Origin of the sequence: Flavobacterium araucananum (assembly GCF_002222055.1) — a bacterium.
GTDB classification, from domain to species: Bacteria; Bacteroidota; Bacteroidia; order Flavobacteriales; family Flavobacteriaceae; genus Flavobacterium; species Flavobacterium araucananum.
Genome location: NZ_MUGS01000054.1, coordinates 1 through 23,553 on the forward strand (window position 1 = coordinate 1; position 23,553 = coordinate 23,553).

General features: G+C 36.8%; 16 protein-coding genes. 14 read left to right on the forward strand and 2 right to left on the reverse strand.

Translation table 11 applies throughout. From position 1 onward, the window contains the following. Positions 1-85 precede the first annotated feature (85 nt). The 13 genes from B0A64_RS20310 (at position 86) to B0A64_RS20370 (ending at position 14,876) form a co-directional block, all read left to right on the forward strand. Entirely contained in the window at positions 86-2,878 is a 2,793-nt protein-coding gene (locus B0A64_RS20310) for a TonB-dependent receptor (RefSeq protein ID WP_089481315.1), read from the forward strand. 86 nt (positions 2,879-2,964) lie between these two features. Then, on the forward strand, positions 2,965-4,530 hold the full coding sequence (locus tag B0A64_RS20315) for a G-D-S-L family lipolytic protein (RefSeq protein WP_089481316.1): 1,566 nt from the start codon (positions 2,965-2,967) through the stop codon (positions 4,528-4,530). A 235-nt stretch (positions 4,531-4,765) separates the two neighbouring features. Then, positions 4,766-6,277 (forward strand): F0F1 ATP synthase subunit beta, encoded by a 1,512-nt coding sequence (gene atpD, locus B0A64_RS20320; protein ID WP_089481317.1) that lies wholly within the window; start codon positions 4,766-4,768, stop codon positions 6,275-6,277. Positions 6,278-6,358: 81 nt separating this feature from the next. After that, the gene (locus B0A64_RS20325; protein ID WP_089481318.1) at positions 6,359-6,640 is read left to right on the forward strand and encodes a F0F1 ATP synthase subunit epsilon; all 282 of its coding nucleotides are present in this window, start codon (positions 6,359-6,361) and stop codon (positions 6,638-6,640) included. Positions 6,641-6,826: 186 nt separating this feature from the next. After that, a complete protein-coding gene (locus B0A64_RS20330; RefSeq protein ID WP_089481319.1) occupies positions 6,827-7,465 on the forward strand; it encodes an NAD(P)-dependent oxidoreductase in 639 nt (212 codons plus the stop codon). Positions 7,466-7,541: 76 nt separating this feature from the next. After that, on the forward strand, positions 7,542-8,678 hold the full coding sequence (locus tag B0A64_RS20335) for an aminotransferase class I/II-fold pyridoxal phosphate-dependent enzyme (RefSeq protein ID WP_089481330.1): 1,137 nt from the start codon (positions 7,542-7,544) through the stop codon (positions 8,676-8,678). Between the two features lie 42 nt (positions 8,679-8,720). Beyond that, the gene (locus B0A64_RS20340) at positions 8,721-9,122 is read left to right on the forward strand and encodes a GxxExxY protein (RefSeq protein ID WP_089481320.1); all 402 of its coding nucleotides are present in this window, start codon (positions 8,721-8,723) and stop codon (positions 9,120-9,122) included. Between the two features lie 177 nt (positions 9,123-9,299). After that, complete coding sequence (locus B0A64_RS20345; RefSeq protein ID WP_089481321.1) at positions 9,300-10,163, forward strand: TraB/GumN family protein; 864 nt, start codon at positions 9,300-9,302, stop codon at positions 10,161-10,163. 7 nt (positions 10,164-10,170) lie between these two features. Continuing rightward, complete coding sequence (locus tag B0A64_RS20350; protein WP_089481322.1) at positions 10,171-10,674, forward strand: RNA polymerase sigma factor; 504 nt, start codon at positions 10,171-10,173, stop codon at positions 10,672-10,674. Next, a complete protein-coding gene (locus B0A64_RS20355) occupies positions 10,664-11,278 on the forward strand; it encodes a hypothetical protein (protein ID WP_089481323.1) in 615 nt (204 codons plus the stop codon). Before B0A64_RS20350 ends, B0A64_RS20355 begins: the two co-directional genes overlap by 11 nt. A 170-nt stretch (positions 11,279-11,448) precedes the next feature. Continuing rightward, positions 11,449-12,066: a dethiobiotin synthase gene (gene bioD / locus B0A64_RS20360; RefSeq protein WP_089481324.1), complete on the forward strand. Its 618-nt coding sequence runs from the start codon at positions 11,449-11,451 to the stop codon at positions 12,064-12,066. Between the two features lie 228 nt (positions 12,067-12,294). Continuing rightward, positions 12,295-13,566, forward strand: a complete 1,272-nt coding sequence (gene bioA, locus B0A64_RS20365) for an adenosylmethionine--8-amino-7-oxononanoate transaminase (RefSeq protein WP_089481325.1) — start codon at positions 12,295-12,297, stop codon at positions 13,564-13,566. 143 nt (positions 13,567-13,709) lie between these two features. Further along, positions 13,710-14,876 (forward strand): beta-ketoacyl synthase N-terminal-like domain-containing protein, encoded by a 1,167-nt coding sequence (locus B0A64_RS20370; RefSeq protein WP_089481326.1) that lies wholly within the window; start codon positions 13,710-13,712, stop codon positions 14,874-14,876. 55 nt (positions 14,877-14,931) lie between these two features. Here the strand turns inward: B0A64_RS20370 and B0A64_RS20375 are convergent, their stop codons facing one another. Further along, positions 14,932-19,290: an Ig-like domain-containing protein gene (locus B0A64_RS20375; protein ID WP_089481327.1), complete on the reverse strand. Its 4,359-nt coding sequence runs from the start codon at positions 19,288-19,290 to the stop codon at positions 14,932-14,934. 360 nt (positions 19,291-19,650) lie between these two features. Beyond that, positions 19,651-20,112, reverse strand: a complete 462-nt coding sequence (locus B0A64_RS20380) for a regulatory protein RecX (RefSeq protein WP_089481328.1) — start codon at positions 20,110-20,112, stop codon at positions 19,651-19,653. A 308-nt stretch (positions 20,113-20,420) separates the two neighbouring features. Between B0A64_RS20380 and B0A64_RS20385 the strand changes: the two genes are divergently transcribed. Next, positions 20,421-23,553: T9SS sorting signal type C domain-containing protein (locus B0A64_RS20385; protein WP_109746144.1), on the forward strand; the 3,133-nt coding region annotated here is incomplete at its 3' end.

The following is a 23,553-nucleotide window of genomic DNA, read 5'->3' on the forward strand; positions in this document are numbered from 1 at the left end:
TATTATTTATTTTTTTTAACATTTTTTTATTAATATCAAAATTATTTGTATTTTGGCTATATCAACTAACCAAAAACAAACCTAAATGAGAGTATATTTACTAATTATGTTGTTTTTCAGCGGAATATCCTTTGCGCAGAATACAATTTCTGGTTCTGTTACTGATGGTAACAAACAATCTATTCCTGGTGCTAACGTAAGTATTGTAGGAGAACGAAGCGGAACTTCAACCGACTTCGATGGTACATTTAAGTTAACGACTTCTGTAAAATTGCCTTTTACAATTAAAGTATCGGCAGTAGGCTTTGAAGCAAAGACAATCAATATCACATCAGCCAGTCAAAAGGTAAGTGTGGTTTTAAAAGATGAAGAAACTAAACTGGATGAAATTGTTGTTTCGGCTTCAAGGACTCCTGAAAGAGTGATCGAATCTCCGGTAACTATTGAAAGAATGGGAATTCAGGAAATTAGAAATACCACCGCACCTACTTTTTATGATGGTTTAGAGAATTTAAAAGAGGTAAATTTTAATACCAGCAGTATTTCTTTCAAATCCATAAATACCCGTGGTTTTGCTTCTGTTGCCAATACGCGTTTTATGCAATTGGTAGACGGGATGGATAATTCTTCGCCGGCATTGAACTTCGTGTTAGGAAACTTAATAGGTATTTCGGATATAGATGTGGCAAATGTAGAGCTTTTGCCAGGTGCATCTTCTGCACTTTATGGAGCAAATGCTTTTAACGGTATTATGTTTATGAACAGTAAAAGTCCTTTTACGAACGAAGGCATTAGTGTTTACTACAAATACGGACAAACAAGTCAAAAAGCTGCCGGAACAAATGATTATAATGATTTTGGAATAAGAGCGGCGAAAGCTTTTACAAAGCATTTTGCTTTAAAAGCGAACTTTACTTATATGGAAGCAACAGAATGGATTGCTGCCGATACAAGAAGTATGACCGGAGGTTCTGTGGGACATGCTAACAATCAAAATTATGACGGATTAAATATCTACGGTGACGAGGTAACTACTTTTATCCCAAATGTTGGGCAAGTAAGCAGAACCGGATATCGTGAACAGGATTTGACAGATAATAAGGTAAAAAATGTAAAAGCAGATTTCTCTGCTCATATCAGACCTTTTGCAGATGATACAGAGATTATCATGCAATATAAAATAGGTTTAGGAAGTACAATTTATCAGGGAGCAAATAGATATGCCCTGAAAGATTTCATGATGCAACAAGGGAAAGTAGAGGTAAAAGGGAAAAACTTTTTTGCCAGAGTATATGCTACTGACGAAGATGCAGGAAATTCGTATGATATGAGATTTGCTGCCTGGAACGTAAACAGAGCTGCAAAATCAGATCAGGAATGGTTCACAAATTATGCAACAGCCTATCAGTTGTCTGGTGCTGTTATGGGGACAAATGCAAATGAGTCTGCAGCAATTGCCAGAAATTTTGCAGACTATAATGTGCTTCCTGCCGCAATTTCTTTTATTCCTAAACCTACAGGTTCAGCAAGATTCGAACCGGGTTCAGCTCAGTTTAATAATGCGCTTACTAAAGTTATTGCAAATCCGGATTTAACTCAGGGAGCAAAATTTATCGATCATTCAAAATTATACCACTCAGATGTAAATTATAATTTTAGAGATATCATCAAATGGGCCGAAATTCAGGTTGGTGGTTCCTGGAGAGAATATGTAATGGATTCTGAAGGAACAATCTTTACAGATTATGACGGGCCTATCAGTTACAGAGAATATGGTGCTTATGGCCAGTTGACTAAAAAATTCCTGGACGACAGATTAAAATTCACCGGATCTTTACGTTACGATAAAAGTCAGAACTTTGATGGTAACCTGTCGCCAAGAGTTTCATTTGTATATTCTGCAGGAGAGTCTAAAAGACATAATTTCAGATTGTCTTATCAAACAGGTTTCCGTAACCCAACAACACAAGATCAATATATTGGTTTAGATTTAGGGCCGTTTGCATTAATTGGTTCGGCACCTGAGAATTTAGATCGTTTTCAGGAAACTGTAAATGTAAGTGCTGCAGGGCAAACCATAGCGGGTCAACCGGCGACTATTGGTATGTCTGGTCAAAACGCGTATCATAATGCCTATACTGTAGCTTCTGTTCAGGCGTTTGCTGCTTCGGCAAATCCTAATGATCTTAAAGTAGCCAATATTGGGTTGGTAAAACCGGAGCAGGTTCAGGCTTTTGAAGCAGGTTACCGTACCGTAGTTCAAAATGATTTATCGATAGATTTAAATGTTTATTATAATATTTATAATGATTTCATGAATACTGCCAGAGTAATATCTCCATACTACGGAACAGTAGGGACAGATGCTACAAATCCTGCGGTGCAACAAACTTATCAGGCATTGGCATTTGGAGACAGAAGAGTGTATCAGGTTTATACCAATACTACAGCTCAGGTTTCTTCATTGGGTTTTGGAGTTGGTTTGTCTAAAAAAGTATACAAAGATTTTGAAGTAGGTGTTAATTATAACTACGCACAATTTGATTTTAATCAAGAAGATGACCCTAGTTTTATTGCAGGATTTAATACCCCAAAACATAGAATTAAAGCATCTCTTGGAAATGCTAAAGTGATTAAAAATTTAGGATTTAATGTTAATGTGAGATGGAATACAGAATATTTATGGCAATCTTCTTTTGGAGATGGTATGGTTCCGGAAAACACTGTTCTTGATGCGCAGATAAATTATGCTTTTCCAAAACTGAAATCAGTTATTAAAGTTGGGGCAACAAACCTTTTCGGATCAGATTATATTCAGGTAATTGGTGCCGGAGCAATCGGGCAGCAATGGTTTGTTTCCTGGACAATTAATCCATAATTATAGCGTAGTGAGATGAGGCAGTTTTCTTTCTTTTTTATCAAATAAATAAATTAGAAAGAAGTAATAATTTAAAACTTAATAAAATGATAAAAAATATAAAATTGCTGTTATTGGTTTCCTTGACCTTTGCGGCGTGTAATAATGATGATAGTAATGATACACCGGCAGAAGTTCCGGTTGTTCCCGGATCAGCGGTTTTTACAAAATATATAGCTCTTGGAGATTCGTTTGCTGCAGGTTACAGTGATGGCGCTTTGTTTGCAAAAGGGCAGAGTAATTCATATGCAAATATATTATCGCAGCAATTTGCGGCAGCAGGTGGTGGAGCTTTTACTACGCCTTTAATGCTGGATAATATTGGGGGGTTTTCTTCAGGAGGTGTTCAGGTGGCTAAATTTCCGACAAGATTAATTTTTAATCCCGCTACAAGTGCTCCTGTAAATGTTCCTGGAGTTTCAGGTACTTCGATCACAGCTCGTTTAACAGGTTCGTTTAGTAATCTTGGAATTCCTGGTGCAAAAAGTTATCATTTAATAGCACCTGGATACGGAAATCTTGCTGGAGTTTTTGCAACTCCTGCAACAGCAAATCCTTATTTTGCGCGTTTTTCTTCTTCGCCCACGACTAGTGTTCTGGCGGATGCAGTAGCACAGGCACCTACATTCTTTTCTTTGTTTATTGGAGGGAATGATGTTTTAGGTTATGCTACAAACGGAGGAGTTCCTACTTCTCAAGATCCTGTTTTGGGAGATGATATTACGCCAACAGCAACTTTTAGTTTTGCATACAATACATTGGTTAATACTTTAACGGCTAATGGGGCAAAAGGAGTAGTGGCAAATTTGCCCTACATTACAACCTTACCGCATTTTACAACAGTGCCTTATAATCCGCTTACAGCAAAATCAATTGGTAAAGACAATGAAGCAGTTGGTTTGGCAACAATTAAATTGCTTAATGCACAATTGTATGGTCCGCTAAAAGCAGCTTTAACAGCTTTTGGTGCAGGAGACAGGATTAATTTGTTGTCTGAAACTTCTACCAGCCCTGTGTTAATAAAAGACGAAACATTGCCTAATCTGGCTGCTCAGTTAGCGGCGGCATTTACGCCAACATTAGGAGCGCAAACTGCAAATTTTTATGGCGCAATATTTGGTCAGGCGAGACAGGCTAAAGCTACAGATTTGTTATTGTTAACGACCAGAGCGGCTATTGGTACAGCACCAACGGCTCTTGATTCTGGTGTGGGAATTGCACCTCCATATCCGTTAAATGCATTTGGAGTGTCATTTCCATTACAAGATAAACATGTTTTAATTCCGAGTGAAATTGCCGAAATTAAAGTAGCTACAGATGCTTATAATGTAATAATTGCTGCTGCTGCAGATGCAAAAGGATTGGCTTTTGTTGATACAAGAAGTGTATTGACGCAATTGTCCAGCGGAGGTATTCGTTTTGGCAATTTTACGATGACTTCTTCTTATGCTGTCGGAGGAGCTTTTTCTCTGGACGGTATACATCCAAGTCCAAGAGGGTACGGTTTAATTGCCAATATATTTATAGATGCCATTAATACAAAATATGGTTCAACGTTACGTCATGTAGATTTGGCTTTATATCCAATTCAATATGGGGCAACAATACAATAATGCCAATTTTTTTTAGTAAGAAAGTCACTCGTTTCCAAAATGTAGTGGCTTTTTTTATTTTTAGTTAAAAAATGCTTTTTTCGATATTTGAAGCCTCTCTTTTAGGAATCAAACAAAATCGTAGTATTTTTTATAAAAAAAATATTGATTTTATATTTTAAAAAATTATCTTTGCGCTCTGAAAAAAGAGGTATTTTCGATAAACCTAAATAGCTATTTAATAAATACATAAGTAATGTCAAAAGTAATAGGAAAAGTTGCTCAAATCATTGGACCAGTAGTTGACGTAGTTTTCAACGGTAAAGATGTTGAACTTCCAAAAATTTATGATTCACTAGAAATCACTAAAAAAGACGGAACGTTGTTAGTTCTAGAAGTACAATCTCACATTGGTGAAAACACTGTTCGTACCATTTCTATGGACTCAACAGATGGTTTGTCAAGAGGATATGAAGTAGTTGGAACTGGTAATCCAATCCAAATGCCAATCGGTCCAGACGTATATGGAAGATTATTCAATGTAATTGGAGATGCAATTGATGGTTTAGGAAACTTGCCAAAAACAGGAGAAAACGGTTTGTCTATTCACAGACAAGCTCCTAAGTTTGAAGATTTATCAACTTCATCAGAAGTTTTATTCACAGGTATTAAAGTAATCGATTTGATTGAGCCTTATGCAAAAGGAGGTAAAATTGGATTGTTTGGTGGTGCCGGTGTTGGTAAAACAGTATTGATTCAGGAGTTGATCAACAATATTGCAAAAGGTCACGGTGGACTTTCTGTATTCGCAGGAGTAGGAGAAAGAACACGTGAAGGAAATGACTTGCTTCGTGAGATGTTAGAGTCAGGAATTATTAAATACGGTGATGATTTCATGCACTCTATGGAAAATGGAGGATGGGATTTATCTAAAGTAGATATGCCGGGAATGAGAGAGTCTAAAGCTACTTTCGTTTTTGGACAAATGAATGAGCCTCCTGGAGCTCGTGCCCGTGTAGCACTTTCAGGATTATCTATCGCTGAGTATTTCCGTGATGGAGCAGGAACTGATCAAGGTAAAGACGTATTGTTTTTCGTTGATAACATCTTCCGTTTTACACAAGCAGGATCTGAGGTATCGGCACTTTTAGGACGTATGCCTTCTGCGGTAGGGTACCAACCAACTTTGGCAACAGAGATGGGAGCTATGCAAGAGCGTATTACTTCTACAAACAAAGGATCTATTACATCTGTACAAGCGGTTTACGTTCCTGCGGATGATTTAACTGACCCTGCACCGGCAACAACATTTGCTCACTTAGATGCAACAACTGTATTGTCTCGTAAAATTGCTGAGCTTGGGATTTATCCAGCGGTAGACCCGTTAGATTCTACTTCAAGAATTTTAACTCCTCAAATCTTAGGAGCTGAGCATTATGACTGTGCACAAAGAGTAAAAGAGATTCTTCAAAAATACAAACAATTGCAAGATATTATTGCGATCTTAGGTATGGAAGAATTATCTGAAGAAGATAAATTATCAGTATCGAGAGCACGTCGTGTGCAACGTTTCTTATCTCAACCTTTCCACGTAGCCGAGCAATTTACAGGTATTCCTGGAGTATTGGTTGATATTAAAGATACTATCAAAGGATTTAACATGATTATCGACGGTGAGTTAGATCATCTTCCTGAAGCAGCTTTCAACTTAAAAGGTTCTATTCAGGATGCTATTGAAGCTGGAGAAAAAATGTTAGCTGAAGCTTAATATAATTATAAATTATGGGTTGTAAATGATAATTCCTACTCATTTATGACTCATAAATTATAAATCATAACTAAAAGAAAAATGATTTTAGAAATAGTATCACCAGAAGCAAAATTATTTTCAGGAGAAGTAACATCAGTTACATTACCTGGAGTTGACGGAAGCTTTCAAATATTGAATAATCACGCTCCTATTGTTTCTATTCTGGAAAAAGGAACTGTAAAAATTGCAGCGCCAAGTTTTAATTTTTCTAAAGACGTAGCGAGTAAATTCACGAAAGTAAATGACCAAACCTATACATTAGAGATTGAGGCAGGTACTATCGAAATGAAAGACAATAAAGTAATTGTTTTAGTTGACTAACACAATTTCAAAATAAATTTAAAAAACCATCAGCTACAGCTGGTGTTTTTTTTTTGTTATATTTGGACTATTAGAATCTCTTTATAAAATATTGATCGTAGTATAAAAGCACAGTAAGCTTTTATTGTTTCGTTTTATCAAACTGATAAGACGTGATTTATTTATGTCAAATTTTATAAAGAACAGATGAAAAATATAAAAAAGGTTGCCGTTCTGGGCGGTGGCGGAAGAACTGGAGCTTATGTTGTAAACCAGTTATTAAAAGAAGGATATAGCATTAAACTATTGCTAAGAAATCCGGAGAATTTTACGATTCAAAATCCACAAATCCAAATTATTGAAGGAGATGCCCGTGATCCCGAAGCTATAAAAGTACTGCTTAAAGATTGTCACGCTGTAATTAGTACAATTGGGCAACGCAAAGACGAACCACTTGTGGCAAGTTTAGCGACTAAAAATATTTTGCAGGCAATGAATGATTATGCAATTGAGCGTTATCTTTTATTAGCCGGGCTTAATATCGATAGCCCGTTTGATAAAAAAAGTAATAAAACCGAAATGGCGACACAATGGATGAAAACCAATTTTCCGGTAATTCAGGAAGACCGACAAAAAGCGTATGATTTTTTGGTCGACAGTACTGTAAATTGGACACAGGTTCGGGTTCCGTTTATAGAATTTGCAGCTGTAAGTACTCCGGTTTTGGTAAATATAGAAGATTGTCCGGGAGATAAAATCAGTGCAACTGATATTGCAGTATTTATGGTCAGAGAAATGACCAAAGCAAACTTTAGCAGACAATCGCCGTTTATTAGTGCGGTCTAAAAGTAAATTGAAAACAGCGGGTGACATTAAACCCGCTGTTTATTTTTATAAACTTCAATTTCATAACTTTGCTTTTATGAAATTACCCGAAAATCTAATTCAAAAACTTGAAAACCGTAAGCAGAATAATTCGCTTAGAAAATTGCCTGTCTTCAATAATTTGATAGATTTTTCGTCTAATGACTATATCGGATTCTCAAAATCTGAATCTATTTTTAAGCATACACATGCCTATTTATTAGAAAATGAAATTTTTCAGAACGGTGCAACCGGATCAAGGCTAATTTCCGGTAACCATTCCTTATATCAAATTACAGAAACATTTATAGCAGCGTTTCATGATGCTGAAACCGCTTTAATCTTCAATTCGGGTTACGATGCCAATATTGGTTTTTTTAGCGCTGTACCGCAAAGAAATGATGTTATTTTGTACGACGAGTTAAGTCACGCTTCTATTCGGGACGGAATTGTCATGTCGAATGCTAAATCGTATAAATTCGACCACAATGATTTTGAAGATTTAGAGCGTTTGATCCAAAAATTTCCCAAAACAAATATTTATATTGTTACCGAAACTGTTTTTTCGATGGACGGGGATAGTCCAAATCTGGAAGAATTAGTTCAGCTTTCAGAAAAATACAATTGTTATTTAGTAGTTGATGAAGCGCACACTTTGGGTGTTTTTGGAGACCAAGGCGAAGGCTTAATGCAATACCTGCAATTGCATAACCGCATTTTTGCAAGAATTATGACTTTTGGCAAAGGTCTGGGTTGTCATGGTTCAGTGATTTTAGGAAGCACAGCTCTTAAGGAATATTTGGTAAACTTTGCCCGAAGCTTTATTTATACAACCGGATTATCGCCACATGCGGTTGCTACAATTTTGGTAGCATACCAACAATTGGAAACCGAAAAACAAACGATCAAAAAATTGCGGGAGAACATTGTTTTGTTCAATCAGCAAAAAAACATGCTGGGTCTAAAACCAATGTTTGTGCGAAGCAAATCGGCCATACAATCTGCCATAGTTCCCGGCAACGAAAATGTAAAACAACTGGCGCAGCAACTGCAGGATAAAGGCTTTGATGTAAAACCCATACTTTCGCCAACGGTACCCGAAGGACAAGAGCGATTGCGTTTTTGTATACATAGTTTCAATACAGAACAAGAAATTAAGCAAGTACTTGAATTGTTAGGAAATTTCGTATTTTAGCCCACGGATCTCACAGGTTTTGACGGGTTAACACAGATTATTATGACGAAGCTCTTACACAAAGAAATATCAAAACCCATATTGCAGGTGTTCTATGATGTTTATAATCATCTTGGTTATGGATTTTTGGAAAAAGTATATCAAAATGCTATGTATTTTGAATTAAAATCACAAGGATATAAAGTTGAAGCTCAGAAACAAATTAAAGTTTATTTTAAAAATCAGTTAGTAGGTGAATTTTATGCTGATTTGCTAATTGAAGACACGATAATTGTTGAGCTAAAAGCATGCGAATACCTTATAAGTTCGCATGTTGCTCAATTAATGAATTATTTAAAAGCAACTCAAATAGAGGTTGGCTTAGTGCTCAATTTTGGTGAAACTCCAGATTTTAAAAGATTAGTTTATACAAATAACAGAAAGCAGAATTTAAGAAATCTGTGATTACCAGTTTAATCTGCCCAATCTGTGGGCAGAAAAAGCCCAAGCTTCTTGATTTTTATCTACTTAAAAAAAATTTCGATTTTTTTTGTAACGTTTTGATGATTCCTGTACTTACGAGTCGTAATCAAATAAAGAAACCCTAAAGAGTTTCAATCATCAAAACTAATCAATCAACAAATGAAAAAATTATTTAAATCAGTACTAGTAGCAATTGCATTTATCATTGCCGGAACAAGCGATGCACAAACTAAATCTCCAAAGCTTGAAAATTCTCTTTTATGGGAAGTCTCAGGAAACGGATTGTCGAAACCTTCTTATTTATACGGGACGATTCACATGATATGTTCAGGAGATTATTTCCTGTCAGAAAAAGCAAAAAAAGCATTCGATAGTTCAGATAAATTAGTTTTAGAAATTAATTTTTCGGACCCTAAAGAAATGAACGATGCGCAACAAATGGCAATGGGAAAAGAACCACTCAGCAAAAAATTAGATCCCGAACAATTGTCTAAATTAGAGGCTATTTTAAAAAAATCTGCAGGAATGACACTTCAGCAAGTTGATAACTTTAACCTGATGACTGTTATGAGTTTAATCTCGATGAAAACCTTTGGCTGTAGTGATATTAAATTTTATGAAATGGAATTTATTGATGCTGCCAAGAAAAGGAATATACAAATCGCCGGACTGGAAACGGTCAAATCTCAGTTTGAAAGTTTTGGAAATGCGTATTCTGATGACGAAATGATAGCAATGTTAGACGAGTCAGATCCGCATCAGACAAAAGAACTGGTAACCTCGTACAAAAAAGAAAATTTAGACGAATTATTTAAAAATATTACAGCGGAAGACATCATGAATGCAAAGGCTAAAAAGTATATGCTTGACGAAAGAAATTACAACTGGATTAAAGTTTTGCCTGCATTAATGCAAAAAGAAAGTTTGTTTGTAGCAGTAGGAGCAGCACATTTAGCAGGTGATGAAGGAGTAATTAATGGGTTAAGAAAAGCGGGATACAAAGTAAAACCAGTAATGAATTAGTCGTATTTTGAAAGAGAAAGAACAGGAATTTTTAACAAGGATCGAAAGTCATAAAGGAATACTGTATAAGGTTTCTAAAATGTACATGGACAATCGGGACGATCAACAAGATTTGTTTCAGGAGATTATTTGTCAGCTCTGGAAATCGTATGATTCTTTTAGAAACGAAAGTCAGTTTTCGACCTGGATGTATCGCGTTGCAGTAAATACAGCGATTGTTTTCCTGAAAAAGGAAAAACGAAAAGTCGATAAATACGAAATCGCTTCAGAAAACATTAAAGATGATGAAGGCGATTCGCATATCAAAGAAAATCAGATAGATCATTTTTACAAAGCTGTTCAAAAACTCGAAAAAATAGACAAAGCCATTATATTCTATCAGTTAGAAGGATTTTCTCACAAAGAAATAGGCGAAAATCTGGGGATATCTGAAGGAAATGCGAGAGTAAAATTAAACAGAGCAAAAGAAAAATTAAAGGAAATTATAAAAAATCAAGGATATGGATTTTAACGATATACAAAAAGCATGGAATAATGAAAAGACAGATAATGTCGTTGTTCCGGATAATTTAAAAAAAATAGAATCAGCAAATACACCGCTGGATAAAATTAGAAAAAACCTTAAAAAAGAACTTATTTATCAGTCAACAGCTGTAGTGCTTTATGGTTTTGCGCCTCTGGTATTTGATTTTCCTGCAAAATGGATTATCCCGTTTTATTTGTTTTTCAGCATATTTTTTGCTGTTTGTTTGTACTATTTGGTAAAACTCTATTTGTTTTATAAAAGATTAAACAACATAAGTTTAAAAACAAAAGACAGCTTGTACGAAACTTATTTTGATATCAGGCTCAATATGGAGTTGTACAAAACCTTTGGGTTTGCCCTGACGCCCTTTATTGTATTGTTTTTGATAGGATATTTGTACAACGATTTTTCTCAGGTGCCGGGATTTCAAATTACAAACTTTAGCAACTCTCAATTGATTAGTGTATTTGCTGCCGTAACAGGTTCTATTTTGGTTATGGGAATTACATTAGAATGGTGGGTTCATAAATTTTATGGGAAATATGCCGGAGAAATCAAAAAAGTAATCGACGAACTAAAAGAAGAATAATCAAAAACAAAACCTATCGTACAGATGGGTTTTGTTTTTATTGGTATTTTTGCTAAAGATATTACACAGAGATTCGCAAAGAAAAAATACAAAGCAACACAAAGTAAAAAGTCTTTTTTTGTGCATCTCAGCGTTTTTTCTTTGTGCATCTTTGCGAAACAAAAAAATATATGAAAATATTTATAACAGGAATTTCAACCGATGTGGGCAAAACCATAACTTCTGCAATTGTAGTCCAGGCTTTAGAAGCCGATTATTGGAAACCTGTTCAGGCAGGGGATTTAGAAAATTCAGACAGTCATAAAATCAAATCTAAAATCTCCAGTCTAAAATCTAAAATTTTCGGAAACGCTTATAAATTAAATACACCCGCAAGTCCGCATTTAGCAGCAGCCATTGACGGAATTGTTATTGATCTTCAGCAAATAAAAGAACCCGAAACAACCAATCATTTGGTTATTGAAGGCGCCGGAGGAATTTTTGTACCACTGAATGATAAAGATTTAATAATCGATTTAATTCAGCCCGATTATAAAATTATTGTTGTTTCAAGACATTATCTGGGTAGTATCAATCATACTTTGCTAACAATCGAAGCCATCAGGAATCGTGGTTTTGAAGTTGCCGGAATTATCTTTAGCGGAAGCGAAAACAAACCCACAGAAAGTTTAATCCGGAATAAAACCGGTATTCCTTGCGTTGGTAGAATTGACGAAGAACCCTATTTCGACCAAAATGTAATACGGGAGTACGCCGATTTGTTTCGGGAGAATTTGCTTAATTTATAGAAGAAAGAGTATAGAAGAAAGAGTATAGAAGAAAGAGTATAGAAGAAAGAGAATAGAAAATAGAGAAAAGAATAAAGAGTATAGATTATAGAACATGGATAATAAAGAAGATAGAATAAAGAAAATAGACTTTCCTATCTTTGTAAAAATTGTAGAGTTTAGTCTTTTCTCTTTATTCTATACTCTTTTCTCTATTTTCTATTCTCTAATATCTATATTCTAAACAAGATGACTTTAACAGAAAAAGACAGCCAGTACCTTTGGCATCCTTATACACAACATAAAACAGCACAAGCTCCAATTGCAATTTCAAGAGGTGAAGGAGCGTTGCTTTGGGACGAAAACGGCAAAGAATATATCGATGCAATAGCTTCGTGGTGGGTAAATCCGTTTGGGCACAGCAACAAATTTATTGCAGATGCGATTTACAAACAACTAACCACGTTAGAACACGTTTTGTTTGGCGGTTTTACGCATGAGCCAGCCATAAAAGTAGCCGAAAGACTTCTGGAAATTTTGCCTGAAAATCAGCAAAAAATCTTCTTTTCGGATAATGGCTCAACAGCTGTTGAAGTAGCCATAAAAGTAGCTTTGCAATATTTCTTTAATAAAAATGAAAAACGAACCACTATAATTGCTTTCGAAAATGCATTTCACGGAGATACTTTTGCCGCAATGGCAGCAAGCGGAATCTCGTTTTATACACAAGCTTTTCAGGGAATGTTTATAGACGTGGTTCGGATTCCGGTTCCGGTAAAAGGAAAAGAACAAGAAAGTTTTGAGGCGCTTAAAAATGTTATTGAAAACCATCATTGTGCGGCATTTATTTTTGAGCCATTAGTACAGGGAGCTGCCGGAATGGTCATGTACGAACCCGAAGCTTTGGCTACATTAATCCAGATTTGCAAAGAGCATAATGTTTTGGCCATTGCAGACGAAGTGATGACGGGTTTTGGTAAAACAGGAAAGACTTTTGCAATGGATTATGTTTCTCAGGATCCGGATATGATTTGCTTGTCGAAAGCATTAACCGGAGGTACAATCCCAATGGCAATTACCACTTTTACTCAGGAAGTTTTCGATGCATTTTATGATGACGATATTAATAAAGCCTTGTTTCACGGACATACTTTTACGGCAAACCCAACAGGTTGTGCAGCAGCTTTGGCAAGTATCGATTTGTTGCAAACCAATGAAATGCAGGCGAACATTGAGAGAATAAATAAAAGTCATTTAAGCTTTCAGAAAAAAATCGAAAATCACTCAAAAGTAAGTACAGCCCGAACACTGGGCGTTATTTTTGCAGTAGAAATCAAATCAGATTCAGATGAAAGTTATTACGGATCTATGCGAACAAAACTCTATAATTTCTTTATTGACAAAGGAGTTGTTTTACGCCCGGTAGGCAATATTGTCTATATTCTGCCACCGTATATCATGACTGACGAACAACTTAATAAAGTATACAAAACGATTGAAGAAGCGATAGATATGGTCTGAATATTGCCCACGGATATAACGGTTGTTGCGGGTCTCACAGATTAAATAATTGATAATAATCTGTGTATATCGTTTTAATCCGCGTTATCAGTGTGCCATCTTTGCTATAACTTCACGAACTTTGCGATTAAAAATCCACAACATTGAATACTAAAATTTCTATAACAGCTTTTGCGTCTCTTTCGCCTTTAGGGAATACTTCTAATGAGGTTTGGGAGAAATACCTCGACAACAAGCATTGTTTTTCTAAGCAGTTTTTAGATCAGCAAGAAACTTCGGTGGCTTCTCTTGGTGCAAAATCGAAACAAATTGTTGCTGATATACGCGATTCAGATCCTAAATATAAATTTTTAGACAATTCGGTTTTGTTTGCTTTGGCAGCTTCCAGAAAAGCAGTTGAACAGGCAGGATGGGATTCTGAGGCTATTTTTGGAATCAATATAGGATCTTCCCGTGGTGCTACAGATTTATTCGAAAAGCATTACGCAGCATATTTAGATACCGGAAAAGCGCAGACCCTTGCTTCTCCAACCACTACTTTGGGCAATATATCTTCCTGGATTGCGCACGATTTGCAAAGTGTTGGTCCTGAAATTTCGCATTCGATAACCTGTTCAACCGCACTTCATGCTTTGCTCAATGGTGTTGCATGGCTGAAATCCGGAATGGCTGATAAATTTTTGATAGGAGGAAGTGAAGCACCTTTAACAGATTTTACGATTGCACAAATGCGTGCCTTAAAAATATATTCAAGAATAAATCAGGACACAGATTCCTGGCCCAATCTGGCCTTCGATTTCGAAAAAACACAAAATACCATGATTTTGGGCGAAGGAGCCGCAGTTTGTTGTCTGGAAACGGGTCAAAAAGAAAATGCAATTGCTTATGTTACAGGAGTGGGTTATGCAACTGAGATTTTAGAACATAATATTTCGATTTCTGCCGAAGCAACGTGTTTTCAAAAATCAATGAAAATGGCATTAAACGGTGTGGCTTTAGAAACTATTGATGCGATTGTAATGCATGCACCCGGAACCATAAAAGGAGACTTAACAGAATTGCGTGCCATCGAAAAAGTTTTTGGGTCTAAATTGCCTTTATTAACAACAAACAAATGGAAAATAGGACACACGTTTGGCGCATCCGGAATATTGAGTTTAGAACTCGCGCTTTTAATGTTTAAGCACGATACTTTTATAGGAGTTCCGTTTGGAGAAAAACAACAACAAACAAAACCTATAAAAAGAGTTTTGATTAATGCCGTTGGTTTTGGCGGTAATGCGGTTACTGTTTTGATCGAGAAAGCTTAACCAGACTTAGAGAAATAAAAAAAACCATTCGCCGCGGCGAATGGTTTTTTTGTTATTAGAAAATTATTTTCCTGGTAATTATTTTGTTGTCCTCTGTAAGAACCTTGACAATGATGACTTGATTCTGAACGGGCAATTGATTCGTGCTATAAGAGGTATTGTGTATGTTCTCTTTATAGAAAATGTTTTTACCCAATACATCAAACACATAAACAGATTCGATATTTAGAAGATCAGACTCAATTAAAATCTGACTATTCGATTTGTAAATCAGCGTTTCTTTTTTAGTAATTTCCGGCGTACCAGGAACTTCTAATGTTGGGTTGTCAATCGTTGGATTTCCTCCCGGTAATGTCGTAACCGGCGGTTCTGTTGTTGGATCTTTAGGATCTGTAACTACCGGCGTTTCTGTAACAGGATCTTTTGGTTCTGTAACTACGGGAGGAACAATAGATTCTGTTGGTTTCTTGTAGAAAGAAAGTACAAAACGCTCATTAAAAGTTCCCGGTTCCGTTTTAAATGTATATCTGTCGCTCGATAAATTGGTTAGAACATTATTTGTTTTATCTAATAAGTATACATCTTTACCCTGAAACAATCCATCAACACTTTCGATACCAATAGTATATTCTGTTGCTGTGCTTGCAATATAACCTAAAGGAATTATTTCTTTTTGCTCTTCAAACGGTAAAGCACGACCTTGAATTACCAAATTATTAGTTCCTAAAACAGAGTATAAAGCTGTTCCGGTTGCATAAGAGCTTCCGTCATACGCATCATCCAACTCATTTGTTGCTCCGGTAACGTACCCTAAAAGCATTTCGTTGTAAGCTCCGTCGCTATTTTTAAGATTCAGCCAAACCCTGTTTTTCTCTACAATCGTTTTTGCTGTTTTAGAAAATTGATTGTTGCTTGCAGTTGTTTTTACTCTTAATGCATTATTAAATACAACAGTTCCGGTTGTTTTAGCCTCTACAAAGAATCCCTGACCAGAAGCAATGTTTCCGTTAAGTTTAGTTCCGCCACAAGTTGTACAATTTGTAGTATCTCCTGCACCTGTTGAACCGGTTGCATTGTACGAAATATAGTTTGAATCACTGTAAGAGTAACTTCCTGAAGCATCCGGAATTACAGTAATAGAGTGTGTCCATAAATAAAACGTTCCTTTTATAGTAGCGCTGTTATCTGCATAAAACTGATCTGCGTTTAAAGCAGACGGGTAAGGATTACCTAATAAATTAGTCGTCGTTGTATTCCCTGCTTTATTGGTTACAGGAGTCGAGATTATTCCGTTATTAGGAACCCCAACAAATTTTCCTGTAAAAACCTGAGGACTTCCGCTAATCGCAATAGTCGAAGGCGCTCTTACGATATAACCTTTTCCGGGTTGCATTACATAATTTCCTCCCGTTAGATATTTCCAGTTGTCGATAGAAGAATCATATTCTAAATATTTATCAGACAAAGTATTTGGTGATAAGTTGTATAAAGTCTGACCTGATACCGGCGAAGACCAATATGTATAATCAAAACGATTTACAGGAGTTGTATTTCTGTATAACTCAAATGATGTTGCACTACCTGTATAAGTAGAGTTGTTGTTTGTTTGTACTAATGATCCGCTATTTTGAACTACTATTTTACCAGTAGAATTTACTGTAATGTTTTCTAATACCGTAAGTACTTTGTCTGTAGCAATAGTAAGTGTTTTACCCGCAGCAACCGTACAAGAACAAACTTGTAAGTCGTTTGATAAAGTAAGATCATTGTTTATAATAATCGAAGAGTCAGTTGGCGGAGCAGTTGATCCGTCATAACTAAACGGTACATCGATCAGGTTAATGGCCAGATTAGCATCACCATTATCTTCTCTAAGACGCACTTCGATTTTAGAGTTTTTGTTTAATGTATATTGCTGTCCGCTATTTATTAATGCAGCAGTATTGGTGTAGCCAGATTGCGTGTATACTTTTACACCATCGATATAAATTTCGCCAACATCATCGCAATTTACCAATTGTATCTGGTAGCGACCACAAGGAAATCCCTGACGTTTGTATGTAATAGCAAACTGGTCAACATTCATTGGGGCACCTTGCCAGCCAGAATAATAAGAAGGCGATTTTGTTCTGTCCCAAAATGTTTGTGTGTTTATATTTAGATTATTATCTACATAAGTTCCTGCATAACTTGCAGCAGGCAATGAGATATCCGGTAAGTTAAAACCATAAACATTCCATTTAAAATCTCCATAAGGAAGCGTAGCATTATTACCTTTTATGGCACCATAAGTAAATGATATTCTTGACTGACCAGCATTTTCATAATATTCAAGAACAAAATCATGTGTACCGGCAGTAAAAGTATATTGTGCAGAGTAAGTAACATAACTATGATCTGACCATGAGTTTGTTGGAGTTACCGGAACCAATGTTCCGTCAATATACAAACGAATACCATCATCACCACCAATAGTAATGTTGTACGTTTCTGCCGTTGTAGTAGCTTTCATTAAATAACGAACAAAAAACTTATCGCTTGGTACCGTACCACAAAATGCATTTGCCTCAACAGTAGCGTCACCGGTAATAGTACCATCGGCTATATTGCGGTCAAAAATTGCTTTCTCGGCTATAGATCCTACATACGTTGTTGTTGCAGGTGTATTACCAGTATACGTATAAACAAATCCTTTCCAGTAGTTTGTTCCTGCCGTAGGTGTAGCGGCACAAACAGCAGCAGTTCCTGTTACTCCAACAGTTGCCGATGAATAATTTGAATTTGCATTTCGCAACGTATATGTAAACGAAGTCGTTCCGGTAAAAGCACTAGAAGGCGTAAAAGTTACGCTCGAAGTACCATTGACTGTTACCGTTCCGTTTGTTGGCTGCGTTACCGTTATTTGTTGCAAAGCAGAACCCCCTATAACATCATTTGTTAAAATAGGAACTGTTACAGCCTGATTGATTGGAGTCGAAATATTGTCGTTGTTAGCCGTCAAAGTATTCACGTCTTTTACAGTTCCTGTGATTACCGGACCAACACTATTTCCGTTTCCGTTTAATATTTCAAAAGTATTGTAAGTGCTGTACACATAAAATCTGATATAAACCGTTTCTGTAGAAAGAACAGGACTTATGTCTGTAGCCAGCGTATTTGTTAAAGTCGTAAATGATCCAGCGGTAGCCGTTTCCGGGATTAAAACTTTTACGCCAGTAGCAAAAGAAGGATCTTTTGAATATTGTACCTGAAATTTTCCGTTGTTACCTCTGTAGGTAAAATTGAATTGTTTCAGATTTAACTGGTGATTTGAATCCGGATTTATTTTAAACTGAATGTATTTATTAGGATCATAACTGCCTCCGTTATCTGCAGGAGTTGGCCAGCTACCGGTTTGAAAAAAAGCAGTTGTCGTATTTTGATACACGTAAGAAAGTGATGCGCCTGTTGCAGTTATAGGCGAATTCGAATTTACATACGCGTTTGTAACCGGATTGTAGCTTGATGAAGCACCGTTCCATAACGATAAGTTATCATTTGCAACATCAGAGATCGTTACTTTGATGCTTGCCGTAGATGTTCCTGTAGGTCCGGTTATGGTATAATTAAATACCGAAGTTCCTGTAAAACCTGATGCAGGATTAAAAGTTATCGTTTTATCCGGGTTGATAAGCGCTGTTCCTTCTGTTGCTGCAGGAGGAGTAGGAATTGTTAGTGATGTAACCGTTTCTTTTTTAACATCGTTGTTCAAGGCGTTGATGTTTACAGCCAAATCTTTAGTAGTGTCTACATAATCATTGATAGCCAATATTTTAGTAGAATCAAAAGCAGTAATAGTTCCTCTAATAAGAGGTACAACATTACCGGCGTTCGTTCCTGTTTTTACTTCAAAAGTATTGTATGTGCTGTACGAGTAGATTCTAACATAAACCGTTTCAGATTCTAATACCGGATTAATCTCTGCCGAAAAACTTGGAGTATAAGTGGTCCATGAACCTGGCGTAGTCGTTTCTGTAATTAGATCTTTTACGCCTGTAGCAAACGAAGCATCTTTAGAATATTTTACTCTAAATTTTCCGGAACCGGATCTTACCTGAAAAGTAAAAGTGCTTAGATCAGCTTTCGAACCCGTATTTGGTTTTATCGTAAACTGAATATATTTTGTTGGATTGTATTCCCCACCATTATCTGCGGGAGTTGGCCAGCTACCGGTTTGAAAAAAAGTGTCGGCAGCATTGTTTGAAACGTAACTAAGGCTTATCCCATTGTTTGCCGTTAAATCCTGAGAAGTAACTGTTCCAACAGAATAGGTTGGACTTAAAGTATTAGCATTAGCAGCATTCCATTTTACCAGGTCAACTTGACTGAAGCTTAAAAAGGGTAAAAATAAAAGTAAAAGTAAAATTTTTTTCATGTTATATGTTTTCTATCAACTCGTTATGCTGGCATAATAATTCTCGCCTGCGCAAATATAGATACATCTACGGGTTTGAATTAAAGAGGGTTTTTAGAATGGCGATATAATCGTTGAAATGTTAAAAAAGTCGATGAAATACACTAAAAAAAATGCGTATTTATGGTATTTCTTATAAAATGGAGTTTTTAAATATAAGAAAAATCGTAATTTAGGGTGTTAATTTTAAGAATTTTTGAAACTTTTATTCAAAAAAAGCGAGGAAAGGTGATTATTCTTCAAAATTAACAAAAATTAACGGTTATTGAAAAGTAAGAAATTTTAGGCTCTTTTGTGGTTTTTTCTAAAATGGCGAAAACGCTAAATTTCTTTTTCTAAAGAAGTCACTTTATCATACACTAAAAAACTTTCATAACCTCTTCGCAACATATAATCACAAAATTTTTTACGTTTTTTCAGCGTATTTTTTTCAGTAATACTATTCCAGCATTTTTCAGCCAGATTCTCAAAAGTTGATTCGTATTCTTCGGGAGAAATTTCTTTTAATGCCAATGTAATGTTGAAAGCAGAAATTTGTTTCATTTTGAGCTCATTTGTAATTCTGATTTTCCCCCAATGTTTGATGCGGTGTTTTCCTCTGGCGAAGCTGCAGGCAAAACGGGTTTCATTCAAAAAATTACTTTCAATTAGCTGTACTACAATAGTATCAATTTCGTCAGCCGTCATTTTAAGACTGTATAACTTATTGACAACCTCGGCATGACATCGTTCCTGATAGGCACAAAAGTGCTCCAATTTTAACAAAGCTTCTTTGTTTGTCATGACTTTGGCGATTAAATTTTTAAATGATAAAATTTTGTCTTTTTTCTACAAAAAGTAAGAATTTGGATTCAAAAGAGTAATTTTTTGGGAAAACTAAGTTAAATAATTTCGGGAAACATAATTTTTGTAAGCAAATACCACTTTTTATTTTATAAATACCTTTATTTCAGTAACTTAGGGCTTGTGCTTTTTTTATTAAAAAAAGAGATTCAGATTCAATCTTCGAAGCGCAAAAAAAATCTTTTTTTTTAATATTTCCTATAAATAGCACAAAAGAATTATTGCTTATAATCTTAATTCCGACTGTTATGAGACTAAAATTATCTTTATTTCTATTTTTCGTTTACATTTCTTTGTGGGCACAGCCGCCCCATACATTTACAACCAATGGTTCTGTAGTAGTTCCCGCAGGAATTACCTCTATGTCTGTTCAGGCATGGGGAGGCGGTGGTGCCGGTGGCGGTGCCAGTGGTGCAGGATTGCTTTTAGGCAGAGGAGCTGCCGGAGGAGGAGGAGGTGCCTATGTTTCAGGCACAATTACAGTGGGAGTTGGAACAACTTTAAGTGTTGTTGTTGCCGGACAAACGGCAGGAACACTTACTAACGGAGTAGCCGGAGGAAGTTCTACCATTACAGGATTTGAAGGTATTATTCTGGCTGCCGGAGGAGCAGGAGGGTTTGCCAATACAACCGGAAACACACCATCAGGAGGATCCGGTGGTACAACTACAGCTTCGTTTGGAACCACAAAAACTGCGGGTAACGCCGGAGGAAACGGAGGATCTGCTTTGCTAACCTTAGGTCTTTCGTCCGGAGCAGGAGGTGCCGGTGCTAACCCAACCGGTGGTGCCGGAGGAGCCGGAATTTCGAGTTTACTTTTAGGCAATAGTGCCGGAAATGCGGGAAGTGCTCCCGGAGGTGGTGGTAGTGGTGCTATTAATTCGGCTTCAGGTTCTCCTCAAATTGGAGGAACTGGAGCAGGTGGTCAGGTTATCGTAACCTATACCTGTCCTACTTATGCCATTACCGGAACAACCGCCACCAATGCCTGTGCCACAGACGGAAATGCTACAGTAACCGTGACATCCAGTGCAGGTTCATTGCCTGTAGGGAATTATACCGTAACCTACAGTCGCGGTACTCCGGCAGCAAGTGGGTTAACAGCATCAATGACCGTAAGTACCGCCGGTACAGGAAGTTTTACCGCAACGGGTTTAACTACAGTAGGGACGAGCACTATTACGGTAACACAATTAACATCAGGAGTTTGTCCCTCTAGTATTAGCGCATCAAATGTTGCTACCATAACGATTTCAGGAGCAAGTGTAGGAGGAACAGTTGCGGGAGGTACTACAATTTGCAGCGGTCTTACAAGTGCTACATTAACCTTGTCCGGACAAACCGGAACGGTAGTCAAATGGCAATCTGCCATAAGTCCGTTTTCTACCTGGACAGATATTGCCAATACCGCTAGCACATATGTTTCAGTACCACTAACAGCAACGACTGAATTTAGAGCTGTGGTACAAAACGGAACTTGTAGTACTGCCAATTCTGCTGTGACCACTGTTACGGTAAATCCTTTACCCGCAGCACCGGTAATAGGTACAATAACGCTTCCTACCTGTGCCGTTCCTACCGGTGCAGTTGCCTTAAGCGGTCTGCCATCCGGTGGTACTTTGACCCTGTATCCGGGAGCTATTGTAATACCGTACAGCGGCACAACAGCCAATGTTACCGGTCTTGCTGCCAATACCTATACTTTTACGGTTTATAACGGAACCTGTACTTCGCTAAATTCTGCAAATGCCGTAGTGCCGGGTTTGGTTACCAATACCTATACTACTTTTTGGTCTAACGGAACACCAACGGCAGATCAGAATATTATTTTTGCAGGAAACTTTACCTCTGCCGGGGGAGGTGCAGGAAGTATTAATGCCTGTAGTTGCACGGTAAATTCAGGAGTAAATATTTCGATTCTGTCCTTAGACACTCTCACCTTAACGAATGCCCTGACCAATAATGGCGGCACACTTACGTTTCAAAATAATGCCAGTTTTCTGCAAACAACAAATGCAGTAAATACGGGTAATATTGTGTACAATCGTACCAGTTCTCAAATCATTCTTGGAGATTTTGTATATTGGTCAACCCCTGTTAATCCTCAAAAATTATTAGATGTTTCACCACTTACCTTAAACGATAAGTATCTTACGTTTACCAGCGGTACGTGGGTAGTGACAAACCCCAATACAAACATGGTCGTTGGTAAAGGGTATATTATTCGCAGTCCGCAAACGTATTCAAGTACTATAAAAGCAGATTATACTGCCTCTTTTATTGGCGTGCCCAACAATGGCAATATATCCGGAGAAACCGCTACAGCAGGCAATATTTACCTGGTAGGAAACCCCTATCCTTCGGCATTGAGTGCTGATCTTTTTTTAGGGGCAAATACATTTTTAGACGGAACACTTTATTTCTGGACCCATAATACACCAGTTGTTTTGCAAGGAGCTTATCAGTATAATTCTAATGATTATGCGAGCTACAACCTGAGTGGCGGTGTAGGTACAGCACCCGCACCTTCTGGAAATGCAGGAAATAATAATGCCACGCCTTCCGGCAAAATTGCTGCGGGACAATCCTTTTTTGCAAGTGCCAATTCTTCGGGAACAATAGCGTTTACCAATGCAATGAGATTAGGAGGAACAAATAATACGCAGTTTTTTAGAAATGGCAGCACTGTAAAACAATCAGAAGTAGAAGCACATCGTTTGTGGCTGAACATGACAAATGACGGCGGGGCCTTTAAGCAATTATTGGTTTCATACATCGAAGGCGCGACCAATGATAACGAAAACAGATACGATGGCGAAACCTTTGATGCCAATCCGTACCTGGATTTTTACAGCATAAACAATCAGACTAATTTTGTAATTCAGGGGCGCGCCTTGCCTTTTACAGATACTGATGTAGTCCCGCTGGGATATCGAAGTACAATTGCCGGAGATTTTACAATTGCGATAGATCATACTGAAGGCATTTTAAGCAATCATGCAATTTACATTGAAGATAAAACCGCCAATGTTATTCATGACCTGACGGCAAGCAATTATACTTTTTCAACCGGAACCGGAACTTTTGCAGATCGCTTCATATTGCGTTATAGTAATTTGTCATTAGGGACTAAAGAAAATGAAAAAGAAAATGATGCATTGACAGTTCTTGTAAAAGATAAAATAATTACAATTAATGCCTTTGGAAATGAAAATTTAAGCACCGTTTTTGTCTACGATGTGTCCGGAAAATTGATTTACAAAACCACAAATATTTCAGATAAAGTTTTGAAAATTAATAGCTTGAAAATGGATAATCAGGTCTTATTAGTCAAGGTGGTTTTAGACACAAATAATGTAACAACTAAAAAAATAATTTATT